The sequence below is a fragment of the Pseudomonas sp. AL 58 genome, assembly GCF_036348395.1.
GTDB lineage: Bacteria > Pseudomonadota > Gammaproteobacteria > Pseudomonadales > Pseudomonadaceae > Aquipseudomonas > Aquipseudomonas defluvii.
In genome coordinates this window covers 1-23,132 of the sequence record NZ_JAZBQR010000033.1, presented here as the reverse complement: position 1 = coordinate 23,132, position 23,132 = coordinate 1, and the positions used below count along the sequence as shown (strand labels likewise).

Here is a 23,132-nt window from a genome sequence, read left to right as displayed (position 1 = left end):
CCGCGATGCAGCCACCGCGAACTCACTGACACCCCACCGACGCCATCGCAGGCAAGCCAGCTCCAACAGAGCCCGCGCCAGCCTGTAGGAACCGGGCTTGCCCGCGATGCAGACGCCGCGAACTCGCTGAGACCCCACCGACGTCATCGCAGGCAAGCCAGCTCCAACAGAGCCCGCGCAAGCTGTAGGAGCCGGGCTTGCCCGCGATGCAGGCGCCGCGTACTCATAGGCCCCGCGCCGAGGCCATCGCAGGCAAGCCTGCATCCCCCAGAGGCTTTAGCGATCCTCGGGGGCTTCCTGCAGCAGTTCGCGAAACTCGTTCAGCGGCAGTGGGCGGCTGTGCAGGTAACCCTGGTAGAGGTGGCAACCCAGCTGTTCAAGAAATTCCAGTTGCTCGGACAACTCCACCCCTTCGGCAATCACCGCCAGGTCCAGGCTGCGGGCCATGGCGACGATGGCGCGGACGATCTCGGCGTCGTTGGGGTCTACTGGCGCGTCGCGAACGAACGATTGGTCGATTTTCAGTGCATCAACCGGCAGTCGTTTGAGGTAGGTCAGTGACGAGTAGCCGGTACCGAAGTCGTCCATGGCGAAGCTGACGCCAAACGTCTTGAGTTCGCGCATTTTGTTGATAGTGTCTTCCAGGTTCTGGATCACGATGCCTTCGGTAATCTCCAGCTTGAGCATCCGGTAGGGCAGGCCATAGTCATCCAGGCTGCGGCGTATCCGTTCGACGAAGTCGTTCTGGCGGAACTGCCGTGGGCTGATGTTGACACACAGGCTGAACTCATCGGCATCGATCAGGCCGTCCTGCAGCATGCGCGCGCAGGCATCGCAGGCTTCGTCGAGAATCCAGCTGCCGACTTCAAGGATCAGGCCGCTTTCTTCCAGCACCTGGATAAACTGGCTGGGCGGTTGCTGGCCCAGTTGCGGGTGATGCCAGCGCAGCAAGACCTCGGCGCCGATGATGCGGTTATCGCGGGCGTCGACCTGCGGCTGGAAGTGCAGTGCCAGTTCACCCCGTGCCAGTGCAAGGCGCAGGTCATTCTCCATGCGCAGGCGCTCGCTTGCGGCCTTTTGCATGGTGTTGTGGAACAGTTGAGTGGTGTTGCGGCCCGAGTCCTTGGCGCGGTAGAGGGCGATGTCGGCGCGCTTGAGCAGGTCGGCCGGGGTCGAGCCATGGTCGGGAATCAGTGCCACGCCAATGCTCGGGGTTACTTGCAGGCGTTGTCCGTCCAGTGACATCGGTTCCGCCAGCAGTGCTCGCAGGGTGTCGGCCAGGCTACGAACCTTGTCTTCGACCTCTTCACGGCTACCTTCCAGGCCGCTGATCAGTACAACGAACTCGTCCCCGCCGAGCCGCGCCACGGTGTCTTCCAGGCGCACGCTGGCCTCCAGACGAGCGGTGATGATTTTCAGCACGGTATCGCCCACCGGATGGCCCAGCGAGTCGTTGATGTGCTTGAAGTGGTCCAGGTCGAGGAACAGCAGGGCGCCGCGCAGGTTGTGACGTTTGAGCAAGGCGATCTGTTGGCTCAGGCGGTCCATCAACAAGGCACGGTTTGGCAAATTGGTCAGCGAGTCGTGATAGGCCAGGTGGCGAATCTGCGCCTGGGCGTTTTTCAGTTGGCTGACATCGCGTGCGGTCAGCAGCAGGCACTCGGCTTCATTGAGCGTGATGGGTTCTACCGACACTTCCAGGGTGAGCACTTCACCGCGCTTGTTGCGCCCAAGCATTTCCCGATGGTGGACCCGGCCCTTTTCCAGCAGTTCGGCAAGCAGTGCTGCCCGCTGTTTGTCGTCAGCCCAGACACCGATCTCCAGGGATGTGCGGCCAATGACTTCGGCGGTTTTGTAACCGGTCAAACGGCAGAAACCGTCGTTCACCTCCAGGTAGCGGCCGCTCTCGCGTTCGGTGATGGTGATCGCGTCGGGGCTTGAGTGGAAGGCTTTGGCGAATTTCTCTTCGCTGGCTTTCAGCGCAGCTTCGGCGCGTTGTTGCTGGGTAATGTCACGCAGGGTGGTAACGCTGCACGGCTCATTGTCGACCTTGATCAGGCGGCTGGAGATTACGCAGGTCAGGGGGTGGCCATCCTTGTGGTTGACCAGCACGGCGACATTGTTCAGGGCCTGATCGCGAATAACCTGTTCAATACGCTTGGCCCGTTCGCTCGACTCGGCCCACAGGCCGATCTGTTCGGCGGTGCGCCCGAGTACTTGTTTGGCTTGCCAGCCAAAGGTCTGGGTAAAGGCCGGGTTGATCTCGATGAATTGACCGCTGTCCTGGCGGGTTACGCAAATCGGGTCTGGGCTGGCCTGGAACAGGCTGGCGAATTTTTCTTCCGAGCTGGTCAGGCGCTGTTCGCGTTCGACCTGTTCGGTAATGTCCAGCAGGGTGCCGGCCATACGCAGAGGATTACCCTGTTCGTCGCGGTAGAGGCGCGCGCGGCTCTCGATGTAGCGCGACGTACCATTTTCCAGCTGTATACGGTAGGTGATCTGGTAGTTGCCGGCTGGGCCTTCGCGCAGGCTGCGATAGGCCTGGCGCATGCTGCTGCGTTCTTGTTCGGGCACGCCTTCGAAGAAGGCTTCGAAAGACTCATGGAACGGTACGGGATCAAGGCCGTGCAACTGTGCGGCGCGGGCTGATCCATAGAGCATGCCGCTGGGAATGTGCCAGTCCCAGGTACCCAGTTGCGCGGAGTCCAGCGCCAGGTCCAGGCGCTCCTGGCTGTCCTTGAGCGCCTGTTCGGCACGTTTGCGTTCAGTGGTGTCGACAAAGGTGCTGAGCAGGTAGGCGACACCCTCCATCTCGATGCCCTGGGTGCTGAGTATGCCGTCATGGATTTGTCCGCTGCCTGCACGAAACTGCACTTCCAGGGTGACGGGGTCGCTGGTGTTGCGGGTGGCCTCCAGGACCTGATGGCGTTGCTGTGGATTGACCCACAGGCCCAGCTCCAGTGTGGTCTTGCCGATCACCTGGTGGCAGGGCCAGTCCAGGGTTTTCTCAAAATGCTGATTGGCTTCATAGATCTGACCGTCGACGCGTCGGGTCAGCAGGATCACGTTGGGGCTGAGGTGGAACAGGGTGGCGAAGCGCTTCTCGGAGTTGATCAGCGCCGCTTCCCGCTCGCGCTGGCGAGTAATCTCGCGTATGACCCCGATCATCTGTGGCTTGCCCTGTTTGTCATGGGTCAGGCTGCCATTGATCTCCAGCCAGTGAACGCTGCCGTCCGGCCAGCGGATGCGATGGCGCAAGGCTTGGTCCTGCGGCTCGCCGGCCATTACCGCATAAAAGGTCTGCAGGGTGCGGGCGCGGTCTTCCACAGGCAACAGCTCGAGATAGTCGAGGTCGTTGGGCAGTGGCTGCTGCGGATCAAAACCGAACAGTGCCTGTGTTCCGCGTGACCAGCTCAGGCGTCCGCTTTCCACATCCCAGAACCAGGCGCCCAGGTGCGCGCCGTTGAGAGCGGCCAGCAATTGTGTGGCGCTTTCCCAGGTCTGCTCGGATTCCTGAGGGTCGGCGGCGTGTATACGGGGCAGGCGCGGAAACCGGTTTGCTGATTTGGGCATCGATACCAGACCTTTGGCGAGTAACACATCCTTTGGATCAGAGCCTTCTGTAAGCGTTCAGCCTGGGCTCAAGGTCATACTGCATGGCTGTCGAGCAAAGCCATGAAGGCTTTGGCGGCATTCGATAACGTTCGTTCAGTGTGCAGAATGTAGCCTAGTTGTCGCGACAGTTGTATGCCTGGCAACGCGATGGATGCGACCTGATCATCAAGCATAGTACGTGGCAGTACACTCCACGCCAGCCCGATGGACACCATCATCTTGATGGTTTCCAGGTAATTGGTGCTCATGGCGATGTTGGGGGTAAGGCCCTGCGCTTCAAACAGGCGCTGAACGATATGGTGCGTGAAGGTGTTGCCGCCGGGGAAAACCGCTGGGTGGTGTGCGATATCGGCCAGGCTTACCGCGCCCTTGCGTGCCAGCGGGTGTTCGGGGGCGGCGACGAAGTCCAGTGGGTCGTCCCAGACGGGCACGGCGCGAACCAGGGCGTGAGGCTCGGGCGCCAGTGTGATGACGGCGATTTCGGCGCGGCCATGAAGAATTTCTTCATAGGCCACTTCCGAGTCGAGGAACTGAATATCCAGTGCGACGGACGGGTACGCTCGGGTAAAGGCTCGCAGCAATGGCGGCAAACGGTGCAGGCCGATGTGATGGCTGGTGGCCAGAGTCAGGCGGCCGCTGACTTCGCCGGTCAGGTTGGTCAGGGCGCGGCGGGTGTCGTCCAGCACGTTGAGGATCTGGTAGGCCCGCGGCAGCAGCGCGCGCCCGGCCTCGGTCAGGTTCACTTCGCGACCCAGGCGGTCGAACAGCCGTACGTCCAATTGTTGCTCAAGCCCGGCAATGCGTTTGCTGACGGCCGGCTGGGTCAGGTGCAGGCGTTCGCCGGCAGCGGAAAAGCTCCCGGTTTCGGCGATGGCAATAAAAGCATTGAGGTTGGCCAGGTCCACTACTCGAATTCCTTTTGGTTATCCAAAGTATAAAAATTATGAATTTGAGTTATTCAATCTAACCTCATAGCATCGTCCGTACAAGCCAAGTGGTTATTGGCATAGAAAGACGCTGATGAGGAACAGTCTGATGGCCGGCAAAACGCTCTACGACAAGCTCTGGGATTCGCATTTGGTCAAGCAGCGCGACGATGGGTCGGCGCTGATCTACATCGATCGTCACATCATTCACGAAGTGACGTCGCCGCAAGCCTTCGAAGGCCTGCGTCTGGCCAATCGCAAACCCTGGCGCATCGATGCCAACATTGCCACGCCTGACCATAACGTGCCGACCACGCCTGAGCGCAAGGGCGGCATCGAGGCCATCGTCGACCAGGTATCGCGCCTGCAGGTGCAGACCCTCGATGAAAACTGCGACGAGTATGGCATCGTCGAGTTCAAGATGAATGATGTGCGCCAGGGCATTGTCCACGTGATCGGCCCGGAGCAGGGTGCGACCCTGCCAGGCATGACCGTGGTTTGCGGCGATTCGCACACCTCCACCCACGGTGCTTTCGGTGCCTTGGCCCATGGTATTGGCACCTCCGAGGTCGAACACGTACTGGCTACCCAGTGCCTGGTCGCCAAGAAAATGAAGAACATGCTGGTGCGCGTCGAAGGCCAATTGCCGTTCGGTGTGACTGCCAAGGACATCGTGCTGGCCGTGATCGGCAAGATCGGTACCGCTGGTGGTAACGGCCATGCCATCGAGTTCGCCGGTAGCGCGATTCGTGACCTGTCTGTCGAAGGGCGCATGACCATCTGCAACATGGCCATTGAAGCCGGTGCCCGTGTCGGTCTGGTCGCTACCGATGAGAAGACGGTCGAGTATGTGAAGGGCCGCCCGTATGCGCCGAAAGGCGAGCAGTGGGCGCTCGCGGTCGAAGCCTGGAAAGACCTGGTTTCCGATGCCGATGCCGTGTTCGACACCGTCGTCGAACTGGACGCAGCGCAGATCAAGCCGCAAGTCAGCTGGGGCACCTCGCCGGAAATGGTCCTTGCTGTCGATCAGCGTGTACCGGACCCGGCTGCCGAGGCCGATCTGGTCAAGCGCGGTTCCATCGAGCGCGCCTTGAAGTACATGGGCTTGCAGGCCAACCAGGCGATCACTGACATCCAGCTTGATCGCGTATTTATCGGTTCCTGCACCAACTCGCGGATCGAAGACTTGCGTGCCGCCGCTGAAATTGCCAAGGGCCGCAAGGTTGCCTCGACCATCAAGCAGGCGATCGTGGTACCCGGCTCGGGCCTGGTGAAAGCTCAGGCCGAGCAGGAAGGCCTGGACAAGATCTTCCTTGAAGCCGGTTTTGAATGGCGTGAGCCAGGGTGCTCGATGTGTTTGGCGATGAACCCGGACCGTCTGGAGTCGGGCGAGCACTGTGCGTCGACCTCCAACCGTAACTTCGAGGGCCGTCAGGGTGCTGGCGGACGTACCCATCTGGTCAGCCCGGCAATGGCCGCGGCCGCCGCCGTTACCGGTCGTTTTGTCGATGTACGCGAGTTGATTCAAGGGAGCGCAGCATGAAAGCCTTTACCCAGCATACCGGCCTTGTCGTCCCGTTGGACCGTGCCAACGTCGACACCGACCAGATCATTCCCAAGCAGTTCCTGAAGTCGATCAAGCGCACCGGTTTCGGCCCGAATCTGTTCGACGAGTGGCGTTACCTGGATGTCGGTCAGCCTTATCAGGACAACAGCAAGCGCCCGGTAAACCCGGATTTCGTGCTCAACCATGAGCGCTATCAGGGTGCCAGTGTGCTGCTGGCGCGGGAAAACTTCGGTTGCGGTTCCAGCCGTGAGCACGCGCCGTGGGCGCTTGAGGAATATGGTTTCCGTACCATTATTGCGCCGAGCTATGCCGACATCTTCTTCAACAACAGCTTCAAGAACGGCTTGCTGCCGATCATCCTCAGCGATGAGGAAGTCGACGCACTGTTCAAGCAGGTTGAAGCGGCACCAGGTTATCAGTTGACGGTCGATTTGCAGTCGCAGACCGTCACCCGTCCCGATGGCAAGGTGTTGAGCTTCGAGATCGACGCGTTCCGCAAGCATTGCCTGCTCAATGGCCTGGACGATATCGGCCTGACCCTTCAGGACCGTGATGCCATTGCGACGTTTGAAGCCAAGCATCGCGCCAGCCAGCCCTGGCTGTTTCGTGACGCCTGATTGCTGTATTGAGTTTGTCGAGGCTATCGCTGGCACTGCCGGCGATAGGGCCCAGGAGATCTGCCGATGACCCGCAGCACCGTTCACACCGAAGTCGTCCAGCGCCAGTTCGGCGAACAGGCTGCCGCCTACCTGAGTAGCGCCGTGCATGCCCAAGGCACCGAATTTGCGCTGTTGCAGGCCGCGTTGCGCGACCAGGGCAGTGCGCGTGTACTGGACCTGGGCTGCGGCGCCGGGCATGTGAGTTTTCACGTCGCGCCGTTGGTGGCTGAGGTCGTCGCCTACGACCTGTCGCAGCAGATGCTCGATGTGGTGGCAGCTGCGGCCACTGAACGTGGCCTGGGCAATATCGTTACCGAGCGTGGTGTGGCCGAACGCCTGCCGTTTGCCGATGCCACGTTCGATTTCGTGTTCAGCCGTTACTCGGCGCACCACTGGAGCGATCTGGGACTGGCGTTGCGTGAGGTGCGTCGTGTGTTGAAACCGGGCGGGGTTGTGGCGTTCATTGATGTTATGTCGCCCGGCAGCCCGTTGCTCGACACCTACCTGCAAACCGTGGAAGTGCTGCGTGACACCAGTCACGTGCGTGATTACTCGGCCGCCGAGTGGCTGCAGCAGGTCAGTGAAGCCGGCTTGTTCACGCGCAGCCACACCCGTCAGCGTTTACGTCTTGAGTACACCTCGTGGGTGGAACGCATGCGTACCCCTGAGCCGATGCGTGCGGCCATACGCCAATTGCAGCAGGCAATGGGCGAGGAAGTGCGGCAGTATTACCAGATTGAAGCTGATGGCTCCTTCAGCACCGACGTGCTGGTACTGTGGGCCGAGCGCTAGTTTTTTGGGTGGGCCTGTGTCGGCACACCGCTTGAATTGAATAGAGGAAAGCATGAGCAAGCAGATTCTGATTCTCCCAGGTGACGGTATTGGTCCGGAAATCATGGCCGAAGCGGTCAAGGTGCTGGAGCTTGCCAACGACAAGTTCCAACTGGGCTTCAGCCTTGAGCACGATGTGATCGGTGGCGCGGCCATCGACAAGCATGGCGTGCCGCTGGCCGACGAAACCCTGGAGCGTGCGCGCAAGGCTGACGCCGTGCTGCTGGGCGCTGTCGGTGGGCCGAAATGGGACAAGATCGAGCGTGACATTCGCCCTGAGCGTGGCCTGCTGAAGATCCGTTCGCAGCTCGGTCTGTTTGGTAACCTGCGCCCGGCGATCCTCTATCCGCAACTGGCGGATGCCTCGTCGCTGAAGCCTGAAATCGTCGCTGGCCTGGACATCCTCATCGTTCGCGAGCTGACCGGTGGTATCTATTTCGGCGCCCCGCGCGGCACCCGTGAGCTGGAAGGTGGCGAGCGTCAGGCCTATGACACCCTGCCATACAGCGAGAGTGAAGTGCGTCGTATCGCCCGTGTCGGCTTTGACATGGCACGTGTGCGCGGCAAGAAGCTCTGCTCGGTCGACAAGGCCAACGTGCTGGCTTCCAGCCAACTGTGGCGTGAAGTGGTCGAGCAGGTGGCCAAGGATTACCCGGACGTCGAGCTCAGCCACATGTACGTCGACAACGCGGCCATGCAACTGGTTCGTGCGCCCAAGCAGTTCGACGTGATCGTCACCGACAACATGTTTGGCGACATCCTGTCGGATGAAGCTTCCATGCTCACCGGCTCTATCGGCATGCTGCCTTCAGCGTCGCTGGATGCCAACAACAAGGGTATGTATGAGCCTTGCCACGGCTCGGCACCGGACATCGCCGGGCAGGGTATTGCCAACCCTCTGGCGACTATCCTGTCGGTCTCGATGATGCTGCGTTACAGTTTCAATCAGACCGCAGCGGCCGATGCCATTGAAAAGGCGGTGAGCCTGGTGCTGGATCAAGGCCTGCGTACGGGCGACATCTGGTCTGCAGGTTGCAACAAGGTGGGTACGCAGGAAATGGGCGACGCAGTAGTCGCAGCGCTGCGGAATCTGTAATCTCTCTGGCCCGCTGCCGATTTTTTCCCTTTAAGGCAGCGGCCCACTTTTTAGCAAAGGTGTAGTTGCGATGAAACGTGTAGGTCTGATCGGTTGGCGCGGTATGGTCGGTTCCGTGCTCATGCAGCGGATGCTGGAAGAGCAGGATTTCGATCTTATCGAGCCGGTGTTCTTCACCACCTCCAATGTGGGTGGACAAGGTCCGGCAGTGGGCAAGGAAATTGCCCCTCTCAAGGATGCTTACAGTATTGAAGAGCTCAAGACCCTCGACGTCATCCTGACCTGTCAGGGTGGCGACTACACCAACGAGGTGTTCCCAAAGCTGCGTGAAGCCGGCTGGCAGGGTTACTGGATCGATGCCGCTTCCAGCCTGCGCATGCAGGACGACGCGGTCATCGTGCTGGATCCGGTCAACCGCAAGGTGATCGACCAGCAACTGGATGCCGGTACCAAGAACTACATCGGTGGCAACTGCACCGTCAGCCTGATGCTGATGGGCCTGGGCGGGCTGTTTGAGGCTGGTCTGGTCGAGTGGATGAGCGCCATGACCTACCAGGCCGCGTCCGGTGCCGGTGCACAGAACATGCGTGAGCTGATCCGTCAGATGGGCGCTACCCATGCTGCCGTTGCCGACGACCTGGCCAACCCGGCCAGTGCCATTCTCGACATCGACCGCAAGGTTGCCGAGGCCATGCGCAGCGATGCTTACCCGACCGAGAACTTCGGTGTGCCGCTGGCTGGCAGCCTGATCCCCTGGATCGACAAGGAACTGCCAAACGGCCAGAGCCGTGAAGAATGGAAAGCACAGGCCGAGACCAACAAGATCCTGGGTCGCTTCAAGAGCCCGATTCCGGTCGACGGTATCTGCGTGCGCATCGGCGCCATGCGCTGCCATAGCCAGGCACTGACCATCAAGCTGAACAAGGATGTGCCGATCGCCGATATCGAAGGCATGATCAGCCAGCACAATCCGTGGGTGAAGCTGGTGCCTAACCAGCGTGAAATCAGCATGCGTGAGCTGAGCCCGACCAACGTTACCGGCACCTTGAATATCCCGGTGGGTCGTCTGCGCAAACTGAACATGGGCTCCCAGTACCTGGGCGCGTTCACCGTGGGTGACCAACTGCTGTGGGGTGCTGCCGAGCCGCTGCGGCGCATGCTGCGGATCCTGCTGGAGCGTTGATCAGCTTCTTTAGCTGACACCGAAACCCGCGCTGTCTGACAGCGCGGGTTTTTTGTTTTCAGTCACACTGGTCGAGGTTGCTTCCTGCCCGCTTGAGGTGTCCCTTGGGGCAGAATCCAAGTAAAGTGCCGCTCCCGCCGTACCCGCAGAGGATTTTTCATGAGCCAACCCATCAATATTGCCGTGATCGGCGCCACCGGAACGGTCGGCGAAACCCTTGTGCAGATTCTTGAGGAGCGCGATTTTCCGCTGGGTACGTTGCACCTGTTGGCGAGCATCGAGTCGGCCGGCAGCTCGGTGGCCTACCGTGGCAAGAACCTGCGCGTGCGCGAGGTGGATGCGTTTGATTTCAGTCAGGTCCAGTTGGCGTTCTTTGCCGCCAGCCCGGCCGTGACCCTGAGTTTTGCGCCGCGAGCACAGGCCGCCGGGTGTGCGGTGATCGACCTGTCCGGCGCCTTGTCGGCCGAGCAGGCGCCTGCCGTCGTGCCAGAAGCCAATGCCGCCCTGATTGCCGGCCTGGCCTCGCCCAAGCAACTGCGTAGCCCGAGTGCCGCCGCGGTGGCGCTGGCGGTGGCATTGGCACCGCTCAAGGGTTTGCTGGAGCTGGAGCGTGTGCAACTGACCGCGTGCCTGGCGGTTTCGGCCCAGGGGCGTGAGGCGGTCAACGAACTGGCTCGCCAGACGGCTGAGCTGCTCAATGCACGTCCACTGGAGCCACGCTTCTTCGACCGGCAGATGGCCTTCAATCTACTGGCTCAGGTCGGTGCCAGTGATGATGCGGGGCACGGTGTGCTGGAGCGTCGTCTGGTGGCCGAGCTGCGTGAGCTGCTGGATTTGCCTTTGCTCAAGATTTCCGTGACCTGCGTTCAAGTCCCGGTGTTTTTTGGCGATAGCTACAGTGTGTCGTTGCACAGTCGTACGGCGGTTGATCTGGCGGCGGTCAATGCTGCATTGGAGTCGGCAGAAGGCGTGGAGCTGGTCGATGCCGGTGACTATCCAACGCCGGTCGGTGACGCGGTGGGGCAGGATGTGGTCTATGTAGGGCGGGTGCGTGGTGGTATCGACGAAGCCGAGCAACTCAACCTGTGGCTGACTACGGACAATGTGCGCAAAGGCGCGGCCTTGAACGCAGTGCAACTGGCGGAATTGTTGATAAAAGACCTTGCGTAAAAGATACTTGGCAACACTTTGCATAAAGATTCTGGATTGCTGGAAGTGAGCGGCCCCTGGGCGCTTGCGGGGCAGGTTGCAAACATGGCTCGCAGCTCAATGCCGGTCGATGCCCAAGGGCAGTTTTTCACTTCTTCTCGGTTGCCGGGGAAGGCTCACACAAAGGATGAGGTCATGCTTCGAATTCGCAAACTGGTGTTAGCAATAGCTGCCGCGTCGGCGCTGTCGTCCGGTATGGCGCATGCCCTTGGCTTGGGCGAGCTGACCCTCAAGTCGGCGCAGAACCAACCGCTGTATGCCGAAATCGAATTGCTCGATGTGCGTGACCTGACCGCTGCCGAAATCGCGCCGAGCCTGGCACCGAGCGAAGAGTTCGCCAAGGCCGGTGTGGAGCGCCTGGGCTACCTCAATGACCTGACGTTCACGCCTGTGATCAATCCGGCCGGCAAAAGTGTGCTGCGGGTGACCTCCAGTCAGCCGCTGCCGGCACCGATGGTCAAGTTCCTTGTTCAGGTCATGTGGCCCAACGGGCGCTTGTTGCGTGACTACAGCGTACTGATCGATCAGGCGAAGTTCTCGCCCCAGTCGGCGCAGGCGGCTGCAGTGACCCCTGCGGTGACCGCGCCGGCACGCTACACCACGGTTCGCCGTGACACCTTGTGGGAAATTGCCGCCAAGGCGCGTCAGGGTGGTTCGGTGCAGCAGACCATGCTGGCTATCCAGGCCCTGAACCCGGATGCGTTCATCAATGGCAACATCAATCAGCTCAAGACGGGCCAGGTGTTGCGCCTGCCCGACGCCCAGCAGATTCAGAGCACACCCCAGCCGCAGGCCGTGAAGGAAGTGGCCGAGCAGTATGCGGCCTGGCGTGAAGGGCGCCGTCTGGGCCCGCGCGCGCGTCAACTGGACGCCACGCACCGGGTCAAGGCTCAGGCTGCACCCGCCCGTATCGTCAAGCAGGACAACCTGCGTCTGGTGACGCCTGGCGCCAAGGGTGCTTCGGGCAACAAGGCGCTGGCTGACAAGCTGGCAACCACTCAGGAAACCCTCGACACCAGCCGCCGCGATAACGCCGAGCTGAAAGAGCGCATGGCGGACCTGCAAAGCCAGCTGGACAAGCTTCAGCGCCTTATTCAGCTGAAAAATGATCAATTGTCCCGGCTTGAAGCTCAGGCTGCAGCTGCTCCAGAGCCTGCAGCGAATGCGGCGCCGGAGCAGCCGGTGATTGCTGCACAATTGCAGCCGGCGGCGACCAACCCTGTCGTCACGCCTGCGCCCGCTGCGACCGATACCGCGCCGGTATCGGTAGAGTCGCAGGCAGCCAAGACTTCGCTGGATGATCTGTTGGGCAATCCGCTGCTGCTGGCATTGATCGCAGGTTCGGCGCTGCTGGTGTTGCTGCTGCTTTTGCTGTTGTTGGCGCGTAAGCGCAAGGCTCAGCAGGAGGCGGAAAAGCACCTGCGCATGGCGCGTGCACTGGCTGAAGAGTCCGAGTTGGGGCCTGACCTGGACCTGCCGGAAAGCAGCTTCGAGGGGCTGGAAGTGTCGGCGCCAAGCGTCAAGCTGGCTCCTGCCGTGGTGGCTGCATCCGCAGCAGCGGCCACGGCCGCTGAACAGGCGCCGGTAGAGCCTGCGCCGAAAGCCGTTGAGCCGAAGCCAGTGGTGAAGGCTGCTCCAGTGGTTGAGGATGAGCCAGAGTTGGTCGCTGAGCCCGAAATTGTGGCTGAGCCAGTAGACCCCCTGTTGGCTGAGGTTGACTTGAGCATTGCGCGTGGTCGTTTGAACCATGCTGCCGAGTTGCTTGAACCAGCGGTTGAACAAGCGCCGCAGCGCAGCGATCTGCGTTTGAAGTTGATGGAGGTCTACGCGCGCCAAGGTGATCGCGATGCCTTTACCGGTCATGAGCGTCAACTGATCGCCACGGGGCAGAATCACGCCGATGTTGAAGCGCTGAAGAGCCGCTTCCCGGCGATGGTCGCCCTTGCAGGTGGTGCGGCTGCCCTTGCTGCAGAACTGGACGCACAGTACGTCAAGGAACTGCTCCAGGACGAGTCACCGGCCGAGGTTGCGCCGCAGGTGCCTGAGGATGACCTGGGTGATGCCTTTGACCTGAGCCTGGATGATCTGGAGGGGTTGGACCTGGCGGATGCCACGGTTGTCGAAGAGGCCGTTGTGCCGGAGTTGACCGAGCAGGTAGCTGCGCACACTGAAGATGATCTGAGCTTTGATTCGGTGCTGCAGGAGCAGGTGGCCGCACCGCAGGTACCTGAACCAACGCCGCAGCCTGAGCCTGAGCCTGCAGCAGTGCCTGAAGTGGTTGTCGAAGCTGAACCCGAGCCCGAGCCCGAGCCACTGGATGACCTGGCTGATTTCGACCTGGATGTGGGTGATCAGCCATCGCCTTCGGTCGCCCAGGCGCCTCGGGATATCGAGGCTGAACTGGCGGCATTTGATGAGTCGCTAGGGCTTGAAGCCGACCTGCCAGAGCTTTCAGGCTTGGGTGATCTGGACTTCCCTGATGATTTCGACCTGAGCGTGTCGGGGGATTCGGATGCGGCTTCCGCCAGCTTTGCGTCCGAGCTGGAGGACGTCAATGCCGAGCTCGACAAGCTGTCGCAGGGTTTCGAGCTGCCGCCGGTCGCGCCGCGGTTTACCGCTGAAGATGCCGCCAGTCTGAATGACGAACCCGAGTTCGACTACCTGGCTGGCACCGATGAGGTAGCGACCAAGCTGGATCTGGCTCGGGCGTATATCGACATGGGCGACAATGAAGGTGCTCGCGATATTCTTGATGAAGTGGTCAAGGAGGGTGATCAGGAGCAGCGCCGCGAAGCCAGCGAAATGCGTTCGCGACTGGCCTGAGTCTTTTCCTGCAAGTCCAACGGCAGCCCTGGTGGCTGCCGTTGTCGTTATACTCCCCGCCATTGCGTAAATCGACAGGTTGTATCCCCTTGGACATCATTGATAACGCGGCCGCCGAAGCAGCGGCCGAAGGCTTTTTCAGAATTGCCCTGGGCGTCGAGTACAAAGGCTCGCGCTATCACGGCTGGCAGCGTCAGCGAAGCGGCGTATTGAGCGTGCAGCAGACGCTTGAGGAAGCCCTGTCGAAGGTGGCGGACTCACCGGTTTCCCTGGTCTGTGCAGGACGTACCGATGCCGGCGTACATGGTTGCGGCCAGGTTGTGCACTTCGACACTCAGGTCGTGCGCAGTAGCAAGGCCTGGGTCATGGGCGCCAACATCAACTTGCCCCATGACATCAGTGTTGCCTGGTCGCAGGAGATGCCGGCGCATTTTCATGCGCGCTTCAAGGCCACGGCCCGGCGCTATCGCTATGTGATCTACAACGATCAGATCCGTCCGGCCCACCTGGGGCAGGAAGTGACCTGGAACCATCGTCCGCTGGATGTTCAGCGTATGGCCGAGGCGGCTGCGTACCTGGTCGGGACGCATGACTTCAGCGCGTTTCGTGCGGGGCAGTGCCAAGCCAAGTCGCCGATCAAGGAAATCCATCATTTGCGCGTGACCCGTCACGGCAAGATGATTGTGCTGGATATTCGCGCCAGTGCCTTCCTGCACCATATGGTTCGGAATATTGCAGGCGTGCTGATGACCATTGGCGCGGGCGAACGCCCGGTGGCCTGGGCGCGAGACGTGCTGGAAAGTCGTGACCGCCGTAGTGCGGGCGTTACGGCCCATCCTTACGGGTTGTACCTGGTACAGGTCGAGTACCCCGAAGAGTTCGCCTTGCCTGAGCGTTTTATCGGTCCGCACTTCCTGACCGGCTTCGAAGCATTGGCGGCTGACGACCGGCAAGTCATTTGCTAACATCCGGTGCTTTCCGGTTCAGCTGAGGTTTTACCGAGTATGTCAGCAGTTCGCAGCAAAATCTGCGGGATTACCCGTGTAGAAGATGCGCTGGCAGCGGCCGAGGCGGGCGCTGACGCCATTGGGCTGGTCTTTTACGCGAAGAGTCCGCGGGCGGTTGATGTGCATCAGGCGCGAGCGATCATTGCCGCGTTGCCGCCGTTTGTTACCACGGTGGGCTTGTTCGTCAACGCCAGCCGCTGTGAACTCAACGAAATTCTCGACGCCGTACCGCTGGACCTGTTGCAGTTTCATGGTGATGAAACGCCTGAGCAGTGCGAGGGATTCAATCGGCCCTGGATCAAGGCACTGCGGGTGCGCCCGGGGGATGACCTGGAAGCCAGTTGCCGCCGGTATCACAACGCCAGTGGGGTGCTGCTTGATACCTACGTGGCGGGCGTACCGGGTGGTACGGGTGAGTCTTTCGACTGGTCGCTGGTGCCGGCGAAATTGAGCAAGCCGGTGATCCTGGCCGGCGGCCTGACGGCAGACAACGTGGCGTCGGCCATTGCCCAGGTTCGACCTTATGCGGTGGATGTCAGTGGCGGGGTCGAGCAGGCCAAGGGGATCAAGGACCCGGCCCGTATCGAAGCGTTTTTACGTGCGGTGCGTCAGGCGTGATACGCGGATGTGACGGTTGGCGGCGGGCCATCGTCCATAGCTATCGCAGCCTGATGCTGCCTGGCTGTGCCGCAAGGCCGGTCGAAATTACCGGGTGGTGCCTGTGGCATCGCCTGTAAAGAGTGAATGGGGTGCGGGATCGACGCGAGACCTCGCGGGTCCGCGCCACCTTCTTATAAACACGAATTGGCTCAAGGGCATACGCGTGACCCGACAGTGCGCTGTCTGCGGTCGCCGCTACTGGAGAAAGAAAGCATGAGCAACTGGTTGGTAGACAAACTGATCCCTTCGATCATGCGTTCCGAGGTGAAGAAAAGTTCCGTGCCTGAAGGGCTGTGGCACAAGTGCCCATCCTGCGAAGCGGTACTTTATCGTCCGGAGCTGGAAAAGACCCTGGATGTCTGCCCGAAGTGTAATCACCACATGCGTATCGGTGCGCGGGCGCGCCTGGACATTTTCCTCGACGCCGAAGGCCGTGCGGAGCTGGGTGCCGACCTGGAGCCGGTGGACCGTCTGAAGTTCCGTGATGGCAAGAAGTACAAGGACCGCCTGAGCGGTGCGCAGAAGCAGACTGGCGAAAAAGACGCGCTGATCTCCATGAGCGGCACCCTGTTTGGCATGCCGATTGTGGTCAGTGCTTTCGAGTTCTCCTTCATGGGTGGCTCGATGGGTGCCATCGTCGGTGAGCGTTTTGTTCGTGCGGCCAACTATGCCCTGGAAAACCGTTGCCCAATGGTCTGCTTCTCGGCTTCCGGTGGTGCGCGCATGCAGGAAGCGCTGATCTCGCTGATGCAGATGGCCAAGACCTCGGCCGTGCTGGCGCGTCTGCGTGAAGAAGGCATTCCGTTCATTTCGGTGCTGACCGACCCGGTGTATGGTGGCGTCTCTGCCAGCCTGGCAATGCTGGGTGATGTGATCGTTGGTGAGCCCAAGGCGCTGATCGGCTTCGCCGGCCCGCGTGTCATCGAGCAAACCGTACGTGAGAAGCTGCCAGAAGGCTTCCAGCGCAGCGAGTTCCTCCTTGAACACGGCGCCATCGACATGATCATTCCGCGTCAGGAGTTGCGTGCACGTCTGGGCACGCTGCTGGCCCAGATGATGGGGCTGCCGACGCCGAAGATCGTTGCTGCGGTTGCCGAGCCTGTGGTTGTTCCGCCGGCGCCTGCCACGGTATGACCTCGCGTACCCTTGGCGACTGGCTTGCCTACCTGGAGCAGTTGCATCCGTCGGCCATCGACATGGGCCTGGAGCGCTCGCAACAGGTTGCGGCGCGGCTCGGGTTGGGCAAGCCGGCGCCACGGGTAATCACCGTGACCGGCACCAACGGCAAGGGTTCGACCTGCGCCTTCGTGGCGGCACTGTTGCAGGCGCAGGGGCTCAAGGTGGGTGTCTACAGCTCGCCGCACCTGCTGCGTTACAACGAGCGCGTGCAGATCGACGGTGTCGAGGCCAGCGATGCGCAGTTGTGCGAGGCGTTCGTGGCGGTCGAGGCCGCCCGTGGCGACATTTCCCTGACCTACTTCGAGATGGGTACGCTGGCGGCGTTCTGGCTGTTCCGGCAGTCGGCGCTGGATGCCGTTGTGCTGGAAGTCGGGTTGGGCGGTCGGCTGGATGCTGTCAATCTGGTCGATGCCGACCTTGCTGTTGTCACCAGTATTGGTGTCGATCATGCCGACTGGCTGGGCGATACCCGCGAATCGGTCGCCTTTGAAAAGGCCGGGATCTTCCGCCAGGGCAAGCCGGCCTTGTGTGGTGATCTCAATCCGCCACAGCCCTTGCTCGACAAGGCGCGTGAGTTGGCCTGTCCGTTTTTCCTGCGTGGTCGTGACTTCGATCTGTCCAGTACTGACCAGTATTGGCAGTGGCGCGGCGTTGATGCACGCGGCAATGCAGTCGAGTTGCAGGACTTGCCGTTGCTTGACCTGCCGATGGAAAACGCGGCGCTGGCTTTGCAGGCTTACCTGTTGCTGGATTTGCCCTGGAATGCCGGGCAGATCATCGCTGCCTTGAAAGCTACCCGGATCGTCGGTCGTCTGGACCGTCGGCAGTTCACCTGGCAGGGCAAGCGTCTGAGTATTCTGCTGGACGTGGGGCACAACCCTCATGCCGCGCAATACCTGGCGCAGCGCCTGGCGGCGCGAGCACCTGAAGGCAAGCGCCTGGCGGTGTTTGGCCTGCTCAGTGACAAAGACCTGGCGGGCGTTATCGAACCGTTGTGCAAGCAGGTTCAGGGATGGGCAGTGGCGCCGCTGCAGAGCGCCCGTAGCCGACCGGCTGTCGAGTTGCAGGTAGCGCTAGAGAATCTTGGTGCGAACGTGCAGTCTTATCCAAGTGTCGCAGCGGCCCTTGAAGGGCAGTGTGCGCACGCAACGGCAGATGATGAAATACTGCTGTTCGGATCATTTTTCTGTGTCGGTGAAGCCCTTGAGTGGCTCGCTCGGCAGGCCAAGGAGGACGAGGTAGATGGCGTCGCTGGATAAGGTCGTCAAGCAACGTATGGTCGGCGCATTGGTGTTGGTTGCGCTGGCGGTAATCTTCCTGCCCATGTTGTTCTCGCGTGAGGATGAGTTGCGTCAGGTGCGGGTCGAGGCGCCGGAAGCGCCTGGCATGCCGAATTTGCCGCAGGTTCAGGTTGAGCCGGTGCAGGTGCCCGAGCCGCAGCCGTTGCCTGAGGAGCCGGTTGTGGTGCAGCAAGTGCCTGCGTTATCGGCCCCGAGTACGCCGGTCGCACAGGTAGCAACGCCTGTTCCAGCGCCCGCTCCTGTGCCGGCCACCACGCCTGTGCCGGTGCCTGCGGCGGCCAAGCCGGTCGCGCCAGCGGCAGCGCCGGTGAGTAAGCCAGCGCCGACGACTGCTCCGGTTGCGGCTGTTGCAGCGGCCAAGCCGGTTGCGCCGAGCAAGGTCGATGTCAACGGCCTGCCGGTCAGTTGGTCGGTGCAGTTGGCCAGCCTGTCCAACCGTGCCAGTGCCGATACCTTGCAGAAAACCCTTCGTAGCCAGGGCTACAACGCCTATATTCGTTCCTCTGACGGCATGAATCGGGTGTTTGTCGGGCCGTTGATCGAACGTGCCGAGGCTGAGCGCTTGCGTGATCTGCTGGGGCGTCAGCACAAGCTCAAGGGCTTTGTCGTTCGTTTTCAGCCAGAACGCAGCTAAGCCTTGCCGTCCGGTCGTTACCGGACGGCAAATCACCGCTTACCGATAGCGCATCGCTCTGGTAAAATGCGCCGCCTTATCCGTTTGCAGGCAGCACCGTGGCATTTACCTGGGTCGACTGGGCGATCATCGCGATTATCGCCATTTCCTCGCTGATCAGTTTGAAGCGCGGCTTTGTCAAAGAAGCCTTGTCGCTGCTTACCTGGGTCATCGCCGGGGCTGTGGCCTGGATGTTTGGCGGCGGTGTATCGCAATACCTGGAAAGCTATATCCAGACGCCGTCGGCCCGCGTCATCGCCGGCTGCGCCATTCTTTTCGTCGCCACCTTGCTGGTGGGGGCAATGATCAACTTTATTATCGGCGAGCTGATTCGTGTCACCGGGTTGTCCGGGACCGATCGTTTCCTCGGCATGGCCTTCGGCGCCGCGCGGGGTGGCTTGCTGGTTGTCGTGGCGGTCGGGCTGCTGAGCCTGGGGCCGGTACAACAGGATCCGTGGTGGCAGGAGTCCCGGCTTTTGCCACAATTTCTATTGGTCGCTGACTGGTCGAAAAACCTTATTCTGGGGTTTACCAGCCAGTGGCTCGCCAGCGGGATCAGCGCACCGGTTGATCTCCCGTTCAAGGAGCAGCTCCTGGGGCCCAAGACGCCTTGAGTGCTGTTCAGTCCAGTTTCATTAAGTAGGGGTTGCGTCGCATGTGTGGCATCGTCGGTATCGTCGGTAAGTCGAACGTCAATCAGGCGCTGTATGACGCGCTAACCGTCCTCCAGCACCGCGGCCAGGACGCTGCCGGTATTGTGACCAGCCATGATGGCCGGTTATTTCTGCGCAAGGACAATGGCCTGGTGCGTGATGTGTTCCAGCAGCGCCACATGCAGCGCCTGGTGGGGCATATGGGTATTGGTCATGTGCGCTACCCGACTGCGGGCAGCTCGACCTCGGCCGAGGCTCAGCCGTTCTATGTCAACTCGCCTTACGGCATTACGCTGGCGCACAACGGTAACCTGACCAACGTCGAGCAGTTGGCCAAGGAAATCTACGAATCCGATCTGCGTCATGTCAACACCAGTTCCGATTCGGAAGTGCTGCTGAACGTCTTCGCTCATGAGTTGGCGGTGCGTGGCAAGTTGCAGCCGACTGAAGAAGACGTCTTCGCTGCCGTCACCGACGTTCACAATCGCTGCCGTGGTGGCTACGCCGTAGTGGCCATGATCACCGGTTACGGGATTGTCGGCTTCCGCGACCCGAACGCCATCCGTCCGATCGTCTTCGGTCAGCGTCATACCGACGAAGGCGTCGAGTACATGATCGCCTCCGAAAGCGTTTCGCTGGACGTACTGGGTTTCACCCTGATTCGTGACCTGGCGCCGGGCGAAGCGGTATACATCACCGAAGATGGCCAGTTGCACACCCGTCAGTGCGCGACCAATCCGAAATACTCGCCGTGCATTTTCGAGCACGTTTACCTGGCGCGTCCTGACTCGATTATCGACGGCGTTTCGGTCTACAAGGCTCGCTTGCGCATGGGTGAGAAGCTCGCCGAGAAGATCCAGCGCGAGCGCCCGAATCACGACATCGATGTGGTCATCCCGATTCCTGATACCAGCCGTACCGCTGCGCTGGAACTGGCCAACCACCTGGGCGTCAAGTTCCGCGAAGGTTTCGTCAAGAACCGCTACATCGGTCGTACCTTCATCATGCCTGGCCAGGCCGCGCGCAAGAAGTCGGTTCGGCAGAAACTCAACGCCATCGAACTCGAGTTCCGTGGCAAGAACGTCATGCTGGTCGATGACTCGATCGTGCGCGGCACCACCTGCAAGCAGATCATTCAGATGGCCCGTGAAGCGGGTGCGAAGAATGTCTACTTCTGCTCGGCGGCTCCAGCGGTACGTTACCCTAACGTCTACGGCATCGACATGCCGAGCGCTCATGAGCTGATCGCACACAACCGCACCACTCAGGACGTCGCTGACCTGATCGGCGCCGACTGGCTGGTCTACCAGGACCTGTCGGACCTGATCGACGCAGTGGGCGGCGGCAAGATCAAGATCGAGAATTTCGACTGCGCGGTGTTCGATGGCCAGTACGTGACCGGCGATATCGACGAAGCCTACCTCGAGAAGATCGAGCAGGCGCGTAACGACGCCTCCAAGGTCAAGAATCAAGCGGTCAGCGCGATCATCGACCTCTACAACAACTGAGTGGGAGCAGCGGCATGACACAGGAATGGGATGCCGGGCGCCTCGACAGCGACCTTGAAGGGGTTGCGTTCGATACCCTGGCCGTACGTGCCGGTCAGCATCGCACGCCGGAAGGTGAACACAGCGACCCGCTGTTCTTCACCTCCAGCTATGTGTTCCGTACGGCGGCTGATGCCGCCGCGCGGTTCGCGGGTGATGTGCCGGGCAACGTCTATTCGCGCTACACCAACCCGACCGTTCGGGCTTTCGAGGAGCGCATCGCCGCCCTTGAAGGCGCCGAGCAGGCGGTTGCGACGTCGACGGGTATGTCGGCCATTCTCTCGACGGTGATGGCCCTGTGCAGCGCTGGCGATCATGTGCTGGTGTCGCAGAGTGTGTTCGGTTCGACCATCAGCCTGTTCGAGAAGTACTTCAAGCGCTTCGGTGTGCAGGTTGACTATGTGCCGTTGACGGATCTGGCCGCCTGGGAATCGGCGATCAAGGCCAATACCAAGCTGCTGTTCGTCGAGTCGCCGTCTAACCCGCTGGCCGAGTTGGTGGATATCGCGGCGTTGGCCAGCGTGGCCCATGCCAAGGGCGCGCAACTGGTGGTCGACAACTGCTTCAGCACGCCGGCCTTGCAGCAGCCGCTGAAGCTGGGCGCCGACATTGTCGTGCACTCGGCGACCAAGTTCATCGACGGCCAGGGTCGTTGCATGGGCGGTGTGGTTGCAGGTCGCGCCGAGCAGATGAAGGAAGTGGTGGGTTTTCTGCGTACGGCAGGCCCGTCGCTGAGCCCCTTCAATGCCTGGATCTTCCTCAAGGGCCTGGAAACCCTCAACCTGCGGATGCGTGCCCATTGTGCCAACGCACAGGCACTGGCCGAATGGCTGGAGCAGCAGGATGGCATCGAGAAGGTTCACTATGCCGGGCTCAAGAGCCATCCGCAGCATGAACTGGCCGAGCGTCAGATGAAGGGCTTCGGTGCGGTGGTGAGCTTTGAGGTCAAGGGCGGCAAGGAAGGAGCCTGGCGCTTCATCGATGCTACCCGCTTGATTTCGATCACCGCGAACCTGGGCGACAGCAAGACCACCATCACGCACCCGGGCACCACCTCGCACGGCCGTCTGTCGCCGCAGGAGCGTGAGGCGGCGGGTATCCGCGACAGTCTGATCCGTGTTGCGGTCGGCCTGGAAGATGTGGCTGACCTCAAGGCCGATCTGGCCCGCGGGTTGGCGGCGCTGTGATCGACTGGTCAACCCCCGAAAGCAGCCATAACGGTCGTGTCGCACTGGTCACCGGTGCGGCACGGGGGATTGGCCTTGGCATTGCTGCCTGGCTGATCTGTGAAGGCTGGCAGGTGGTGCTGACCGACCTTGACCGTGCGCGAGGCTCCATGGCCGCCAAAGTGCTGGGTGACAATGCCTGGTTCGTTGCCATGGATGTCGCCGATGAGGCCCAGGTCGCCGTCGGTGTGGCCGAGGTGCTGGGCCAGTTCGGCCGGCTTGATGCCCTAGTGTGCAATGCCGCCATTGCCGACCCTCACAACACGACCCTGGAAAGCCTCAGCCTTGCGCACTGGAACCGTGTGCTGGCGGTCAACCTGGGTGGGCCGATGCTGCTGGCCAAGCATTGTGCGCCTTACCTGCGTGCGCATTGTGGCGCTATCGTGAACCTGGCTTCGACCCGGGCTGCGCAGTCCGAGCCTGATACCGAAGCCTATGCCGCGAGCAAGGGTGGTTTGCTGGCCTTGACCCACGCCCTGGCGGTGAGCCTTGGCCCGGAGATCCGGGTCAAGGCCGTCAGCCCGGGCTGGATCGATGCCCGTGACCCCTCTCAGCGCCGCGCCGAACCGCTGACTGAATCCGACCATGCTCAGCACCCGGCGGGCAGGGTAGGGACGGTAGAGGATGTGGCGGCTATGGTGGCCTGGCTGTTGTCGAAGAATTCCGGCTTTGTTACGGGGCAGGAGTTCGTGGTCGACGGTGGCATGACCAAGAAGATGATTTACCGGTAACAGGTTTTACGCTGGGCGCTTCATGAGGTACGCGACGGTTTCTGCTTTTGCGGGCAGCTTGTCGCCTAAGGGTGAAGCAACTTTTTTGCGGTTTTTTAAAAAAACTTCAACAGGGGTATTGACTTAGGTTCGATACCTGCGTAAATTTCGCCACCTCAGCGAAGCACACGGGTGATTAGCTCAGCCGGGAGAGCATCTGCCTTACAAGCAGAGGGTCGGCGGTTCGATCCCGTCATCACCCACCAC

18 protein-coding genes and 1 tRNA gene are annotated in these 23,132 nt (G+C 61.1%); 17 read left to right on the top strand and 2 right to left on the bottom strand.

Features of this window, described 5'->3' with window-relative positions; translation table 11 throughout:
* Positions 1–276: 276 nt before the first annotated feature.
* Both UIA24_RS22240 and UIA24_RS22235 read right to left on the bottom strand, forming a co-directional pair.
* Positions 277–3,573, bottom strand: coding sequence for a PAS domain S-box protein (locus tag UIA24_RS22240; RefSeq protein WP_330523944.1), 3,297 nt, complete (start codon positions 3,571–3,573; stop codon positions 277–279).
* A gap of 74 nt (positions 3,574–3,647) precedes the next feature.
* Positions 3,648–4,520 carry a LysR family transcriptional regulator gene (locus UIA24_RS22235; RefSeq protein ID WP_065760964.1) on the bottom strand — a complete coding sequence of 291 codons (873 nt, stop codon included), beginning with the start codon at positions 4,518–4,520 and terminating at the stop codon, positions 3,648–3,650.
* A 130-nt stretch (positions 4,521–4,650) separates the two neighbouring features.
* Here UIA24_RS22235 and leuC point away from each other — a divergent pair, with 130 nt between their 5' ends.
* From leuC to UIA24_RS22150, 17 genes are all read left to right on the top strand, one after another.
* Positions 4,651–6,084 carry a 3-isopropylmalate dehydratase large subunit gene (gene leuC / locus UIA24_RS22230; protein WP_065760965.1) on the top strand — a complete coding sequence of 478 codons (1,434 nt, stop codon included), beginning with the start codon at positions 4,651–4,653 and terminating at the stop codon, positions 6,082–6,084.
* A complete protein-coding gene (leuD, locus tag UIA24_RS22225; RefSeq protein WP_330523943.1) occupies positions 6,081–6,725 on the top strand; it encodes a 3-isopropylmalate dehydratase small subunit in 645 nt (214 codons plus the stop codon). The genes leuC and leuD overlap by 4 nt, the downstream gene beginning before the upstream one ends.
* Positions 6,726–6,791: 66 nt before the next feature.
* The gene (locus UIA24_RS22220) at positions 6,792–7,559 is read left to right on the top strand and encodes a class I SAM-dependent methyltransferase (protein ID WP_330523942.1); all 768 of its coding nucleotides are present in this window, start codon (positions 6,792–6,794) and stop codon (positions 7,557–7,559) included.
* Positions 7,560–7,611: 52 nt separating this feature from the next.
* Positions 7,612–8,694 carry a 3-isopropylmalate dehydrogenase gene (gene leuB, locus UIA24_RS22215; protein ID WP_065760968.1) on the top strand — a complete coding sequence of 361 codons (1,083 nt, stop codon included), beginning with the start codon at positions 7,612–7,614 and terminating at the stop codon, positions 8,692–8,694.
* A gap of 70 nt (positions 8,695–8,764) precedes the next feature.
* A complete protein-coding gene (gene asd / locus UIA24_RS22210; protein ID WP_099775443.1) occupies positions 8,765–9,877 on the top strand; it encodes an aspartate-semialdehyde dehydrogenase in 1,113 nt (370 codons plus the stop codon).
* Positions 9,878–10,036: 159 nt separating this feature from the next.
* Positions 10,037–11,047 carry an aspartate-semialdehyde dehydrogenase gene (locus UIA24_RS22205; protein ID WP_099775442.1) on the top strand — a complete coding sequence of 337 codons (1,011 nt, stop codon included), beginning with the start codon at positions 10,037–10,039 and terminating at the stop codon, positions 11,045–11,047.
* A gap of 174 nt (positions 11,048–11,221) precedes the next feature.
* Positions 11,222–13,909, top strand: a complete 2,688-nt coding sequence (locus UIA24_RS22200) for a FimV/HubP family polar landmark protein (RefSeq protein WP_330523941.1) — start codon at positions 11,222–11,224, stop codon at positions 13,907–13,909.
* 83 nt (positions 13,910–13,992) lie between these two features.
* Positions 13,993–14,874, top strand: a complete 882-nt coding sequence (gene truA / locus UIA24_RS22195) for a tRNA pseudouridine(38-40) synthase TruA (RefSeq protein WP_371917248.1) — start codon at positions 13,993–13,995, stop codon at positions 14,872–14,874.
* A 39-nt stretch (positions 14,875–14,913) separates the two neighbouring features.
* Entirely contained in the window at positions 14,914–15,534 is a 621-nt protein-coding gene (locus UIA24_RS22190) for a phosphoribosylanthranilate isomerase (RefSeq protein WP_065758560.1), read from the top strand.
* Positions 15,535–15,789: 255 nt separating this feature from the next.
* On the top strand, positions 15,790–16,710 hold the full coding sequence (gene accD, locus UIA24_RS22185; protein WP_065758561.1) for an acetyl-CoA carboxylase, carboxyltransferase subunit beta: 921 nt from the start codon (positions 15,790–15,792) through the stop codon (positions 16,708–16,710).
* A complete protein-coding gene (gene folC / locus UIA24_RS22180) occupies positions 16,707–18,014 on the top strand; it encodes a bifunctional tetrahydrofolate synthase/dihydrofolate synthase (protein WP_330523940.1) in 1,308 nt (435 codons plus the stop codon). Before accD ends, folC begins: the two co-directional genes overlap by 4 nt.
* On the top strand, positions 17,998–18,690 hold the full coding sequence (locus UIA24_RS22175; protein WP_330523939.1) for an SPOR domain-containing protein: 693 nt from the start codon (positions 17,998–18,000) through the stop codon (positions 18,688–18,690). The genes folC and UIA24_RS22175 overlap by 17 nt, the downstream gene beginning before the upstream one ends.
* A 98-nt stretch (positions 18,691–18,788) precedes the next feature.
* Complete coding sequence (locus UIA24_RS22170; protein ID WP_330523938.1) at positions 18,789–19,343, top strand: CvpA family protein; 555 nt, start codon at positions 18,789–18,791, stop codon at positions 19,341–19,343.
* Between the two features lie 41 nt (positions 19,344–19,384).
* Positions 19,385–20,890 (top strand): amidophosphoribosyltransferase, encoded by a 1,506-nt coding sequence (gene purF / locus UIA24_RS22165; RefSeq protein WP_065758565.1) that lies wholly within the window; start codon positions 19,385–19,387, stop codon positions 20,888–20,890.
* Between the two features lie 14 nt (positions 20,891–20,904).
* Positions 20,905–22,116, top strand: coding sequence for an O-succinylhomoserine sulfhydrylase (locus tag UIA24_RS22160; RefSeq protein ID WP_065758566.1), 1,212 nt, complete (start codon positions 20,905–20,907; stop codon positions 22,114–22,116).
* A complete protein-coding gene (locus UIA24_RS22155; RefSeq protein WP_330523937.1) occupies positions 22,113–22,886 on the top strand; it encodes an SDR family oxidoreductase in 774 nt (257 codons plus the stop codon). The genes UIA24_RS22160 and UIA24_RS22155 overlap by 4 nt, the downstream gene beginning before the upstream one ends.
* A 169-nt stretch (positions 22,887–23,055) precedes the next feature.
* A tRNA-Val gene (locus tag UIA24_RS22150) sits at positions 23,056–23,131 on the top strand.
* Position 23,132 lies beyond the last annotated feature (1 nt).

Coding starts and splice junctions, on each gene's coding strand:
- folC (WP_330523940.1), top strand. CDS start 16,707: ATGACCTCGCGTACCCTTGGCGACTGGCTTGCCTACCTGGAGCAGTTG.
- leuC (WP_065760965.1), top strand. CDS start 4,651: ATGGCCGGCAAAACGCTCTACGACAAGCTCTGGGATTCGCATTTGGTC.
- asd (WP_099775443.1), top strand. CDS start 8,765: ATGAAACGTGTAGGTCTGATCGGTTGGCGCGGTATGGTCGGTTCCGTG.
- UIA24_RS22240 (WP_330523944.1), bottom strand. CDS start 3,573: ATGCCCAAATCAGCAAACCGGTTTCCGCGCCTGCCCCGTATACACGCC.
- leuD (WP_330523943.1), top strand. CDS start 6,081: ATGAAAGCCTTTACCCAGCATACCGGCCTTGTCGTCCCGTTGGACCGT.
- UIA24_RS22205 (WP_099775442.1), top strand. CDS start 10,037: ATGAGCCAACCCATCAATATTGCCGTGATCGGCGCCACCGGAACGGTC.
- leuB (WP_065760968.1), top strand. CDS start 7,612: ATGAGCAAGCAGATTCTGATTCTCCCAGGTGACGGTATTGGTCCGGAA.
- UIA24_RS22200 (WP_330523941.1), top strand. CDS start 11,222: ATGCTTCGAATTCGCAAACTGGTGTTAGCAATAGCTGCCGCGTCGGCG.
- purF (WP_065758565.1), top strand. CDS start 19,385: ATGTGTGGCATCGTCGGTATCGTCGGTAAGTCGAACGTCAATCAGGCG.
- UIA24_RS22175 (WP_330523939.1), top strand. CDS start 17,998: ATGGCGTCGCTGGATAAGGTCGTCAAGCAACGTATGGTCGGCGCATTG.
- accD (WP_065758561.1), top strand. CDS start 15,790: ATGAGCAACTGGTTGGTAGACAAACTGATCCCTTCGATCATGCGTTCC.
- UIA24_RS22220 (WP_330523942.1), top strand. CDS start 6,792: ATGACCCGCAGCACCGTTCACACCGAAGTCGTCCAGCGCCAGTTCGGC.
- UIA24_RS22190 (WP_065758560.1), top strand. CDS start 14,914: ATGTCAGCAGTTCGCAGCAAAATCTGCGGGATTACCCGTGTAGAAGAT.
- UIA24_RS22160 (WP_065758566.1), top strand. CDS start 20,905: ATGACACAGGAATGGGATGCCGGGCGCCTCGACAGCGACCTTGAAGGG.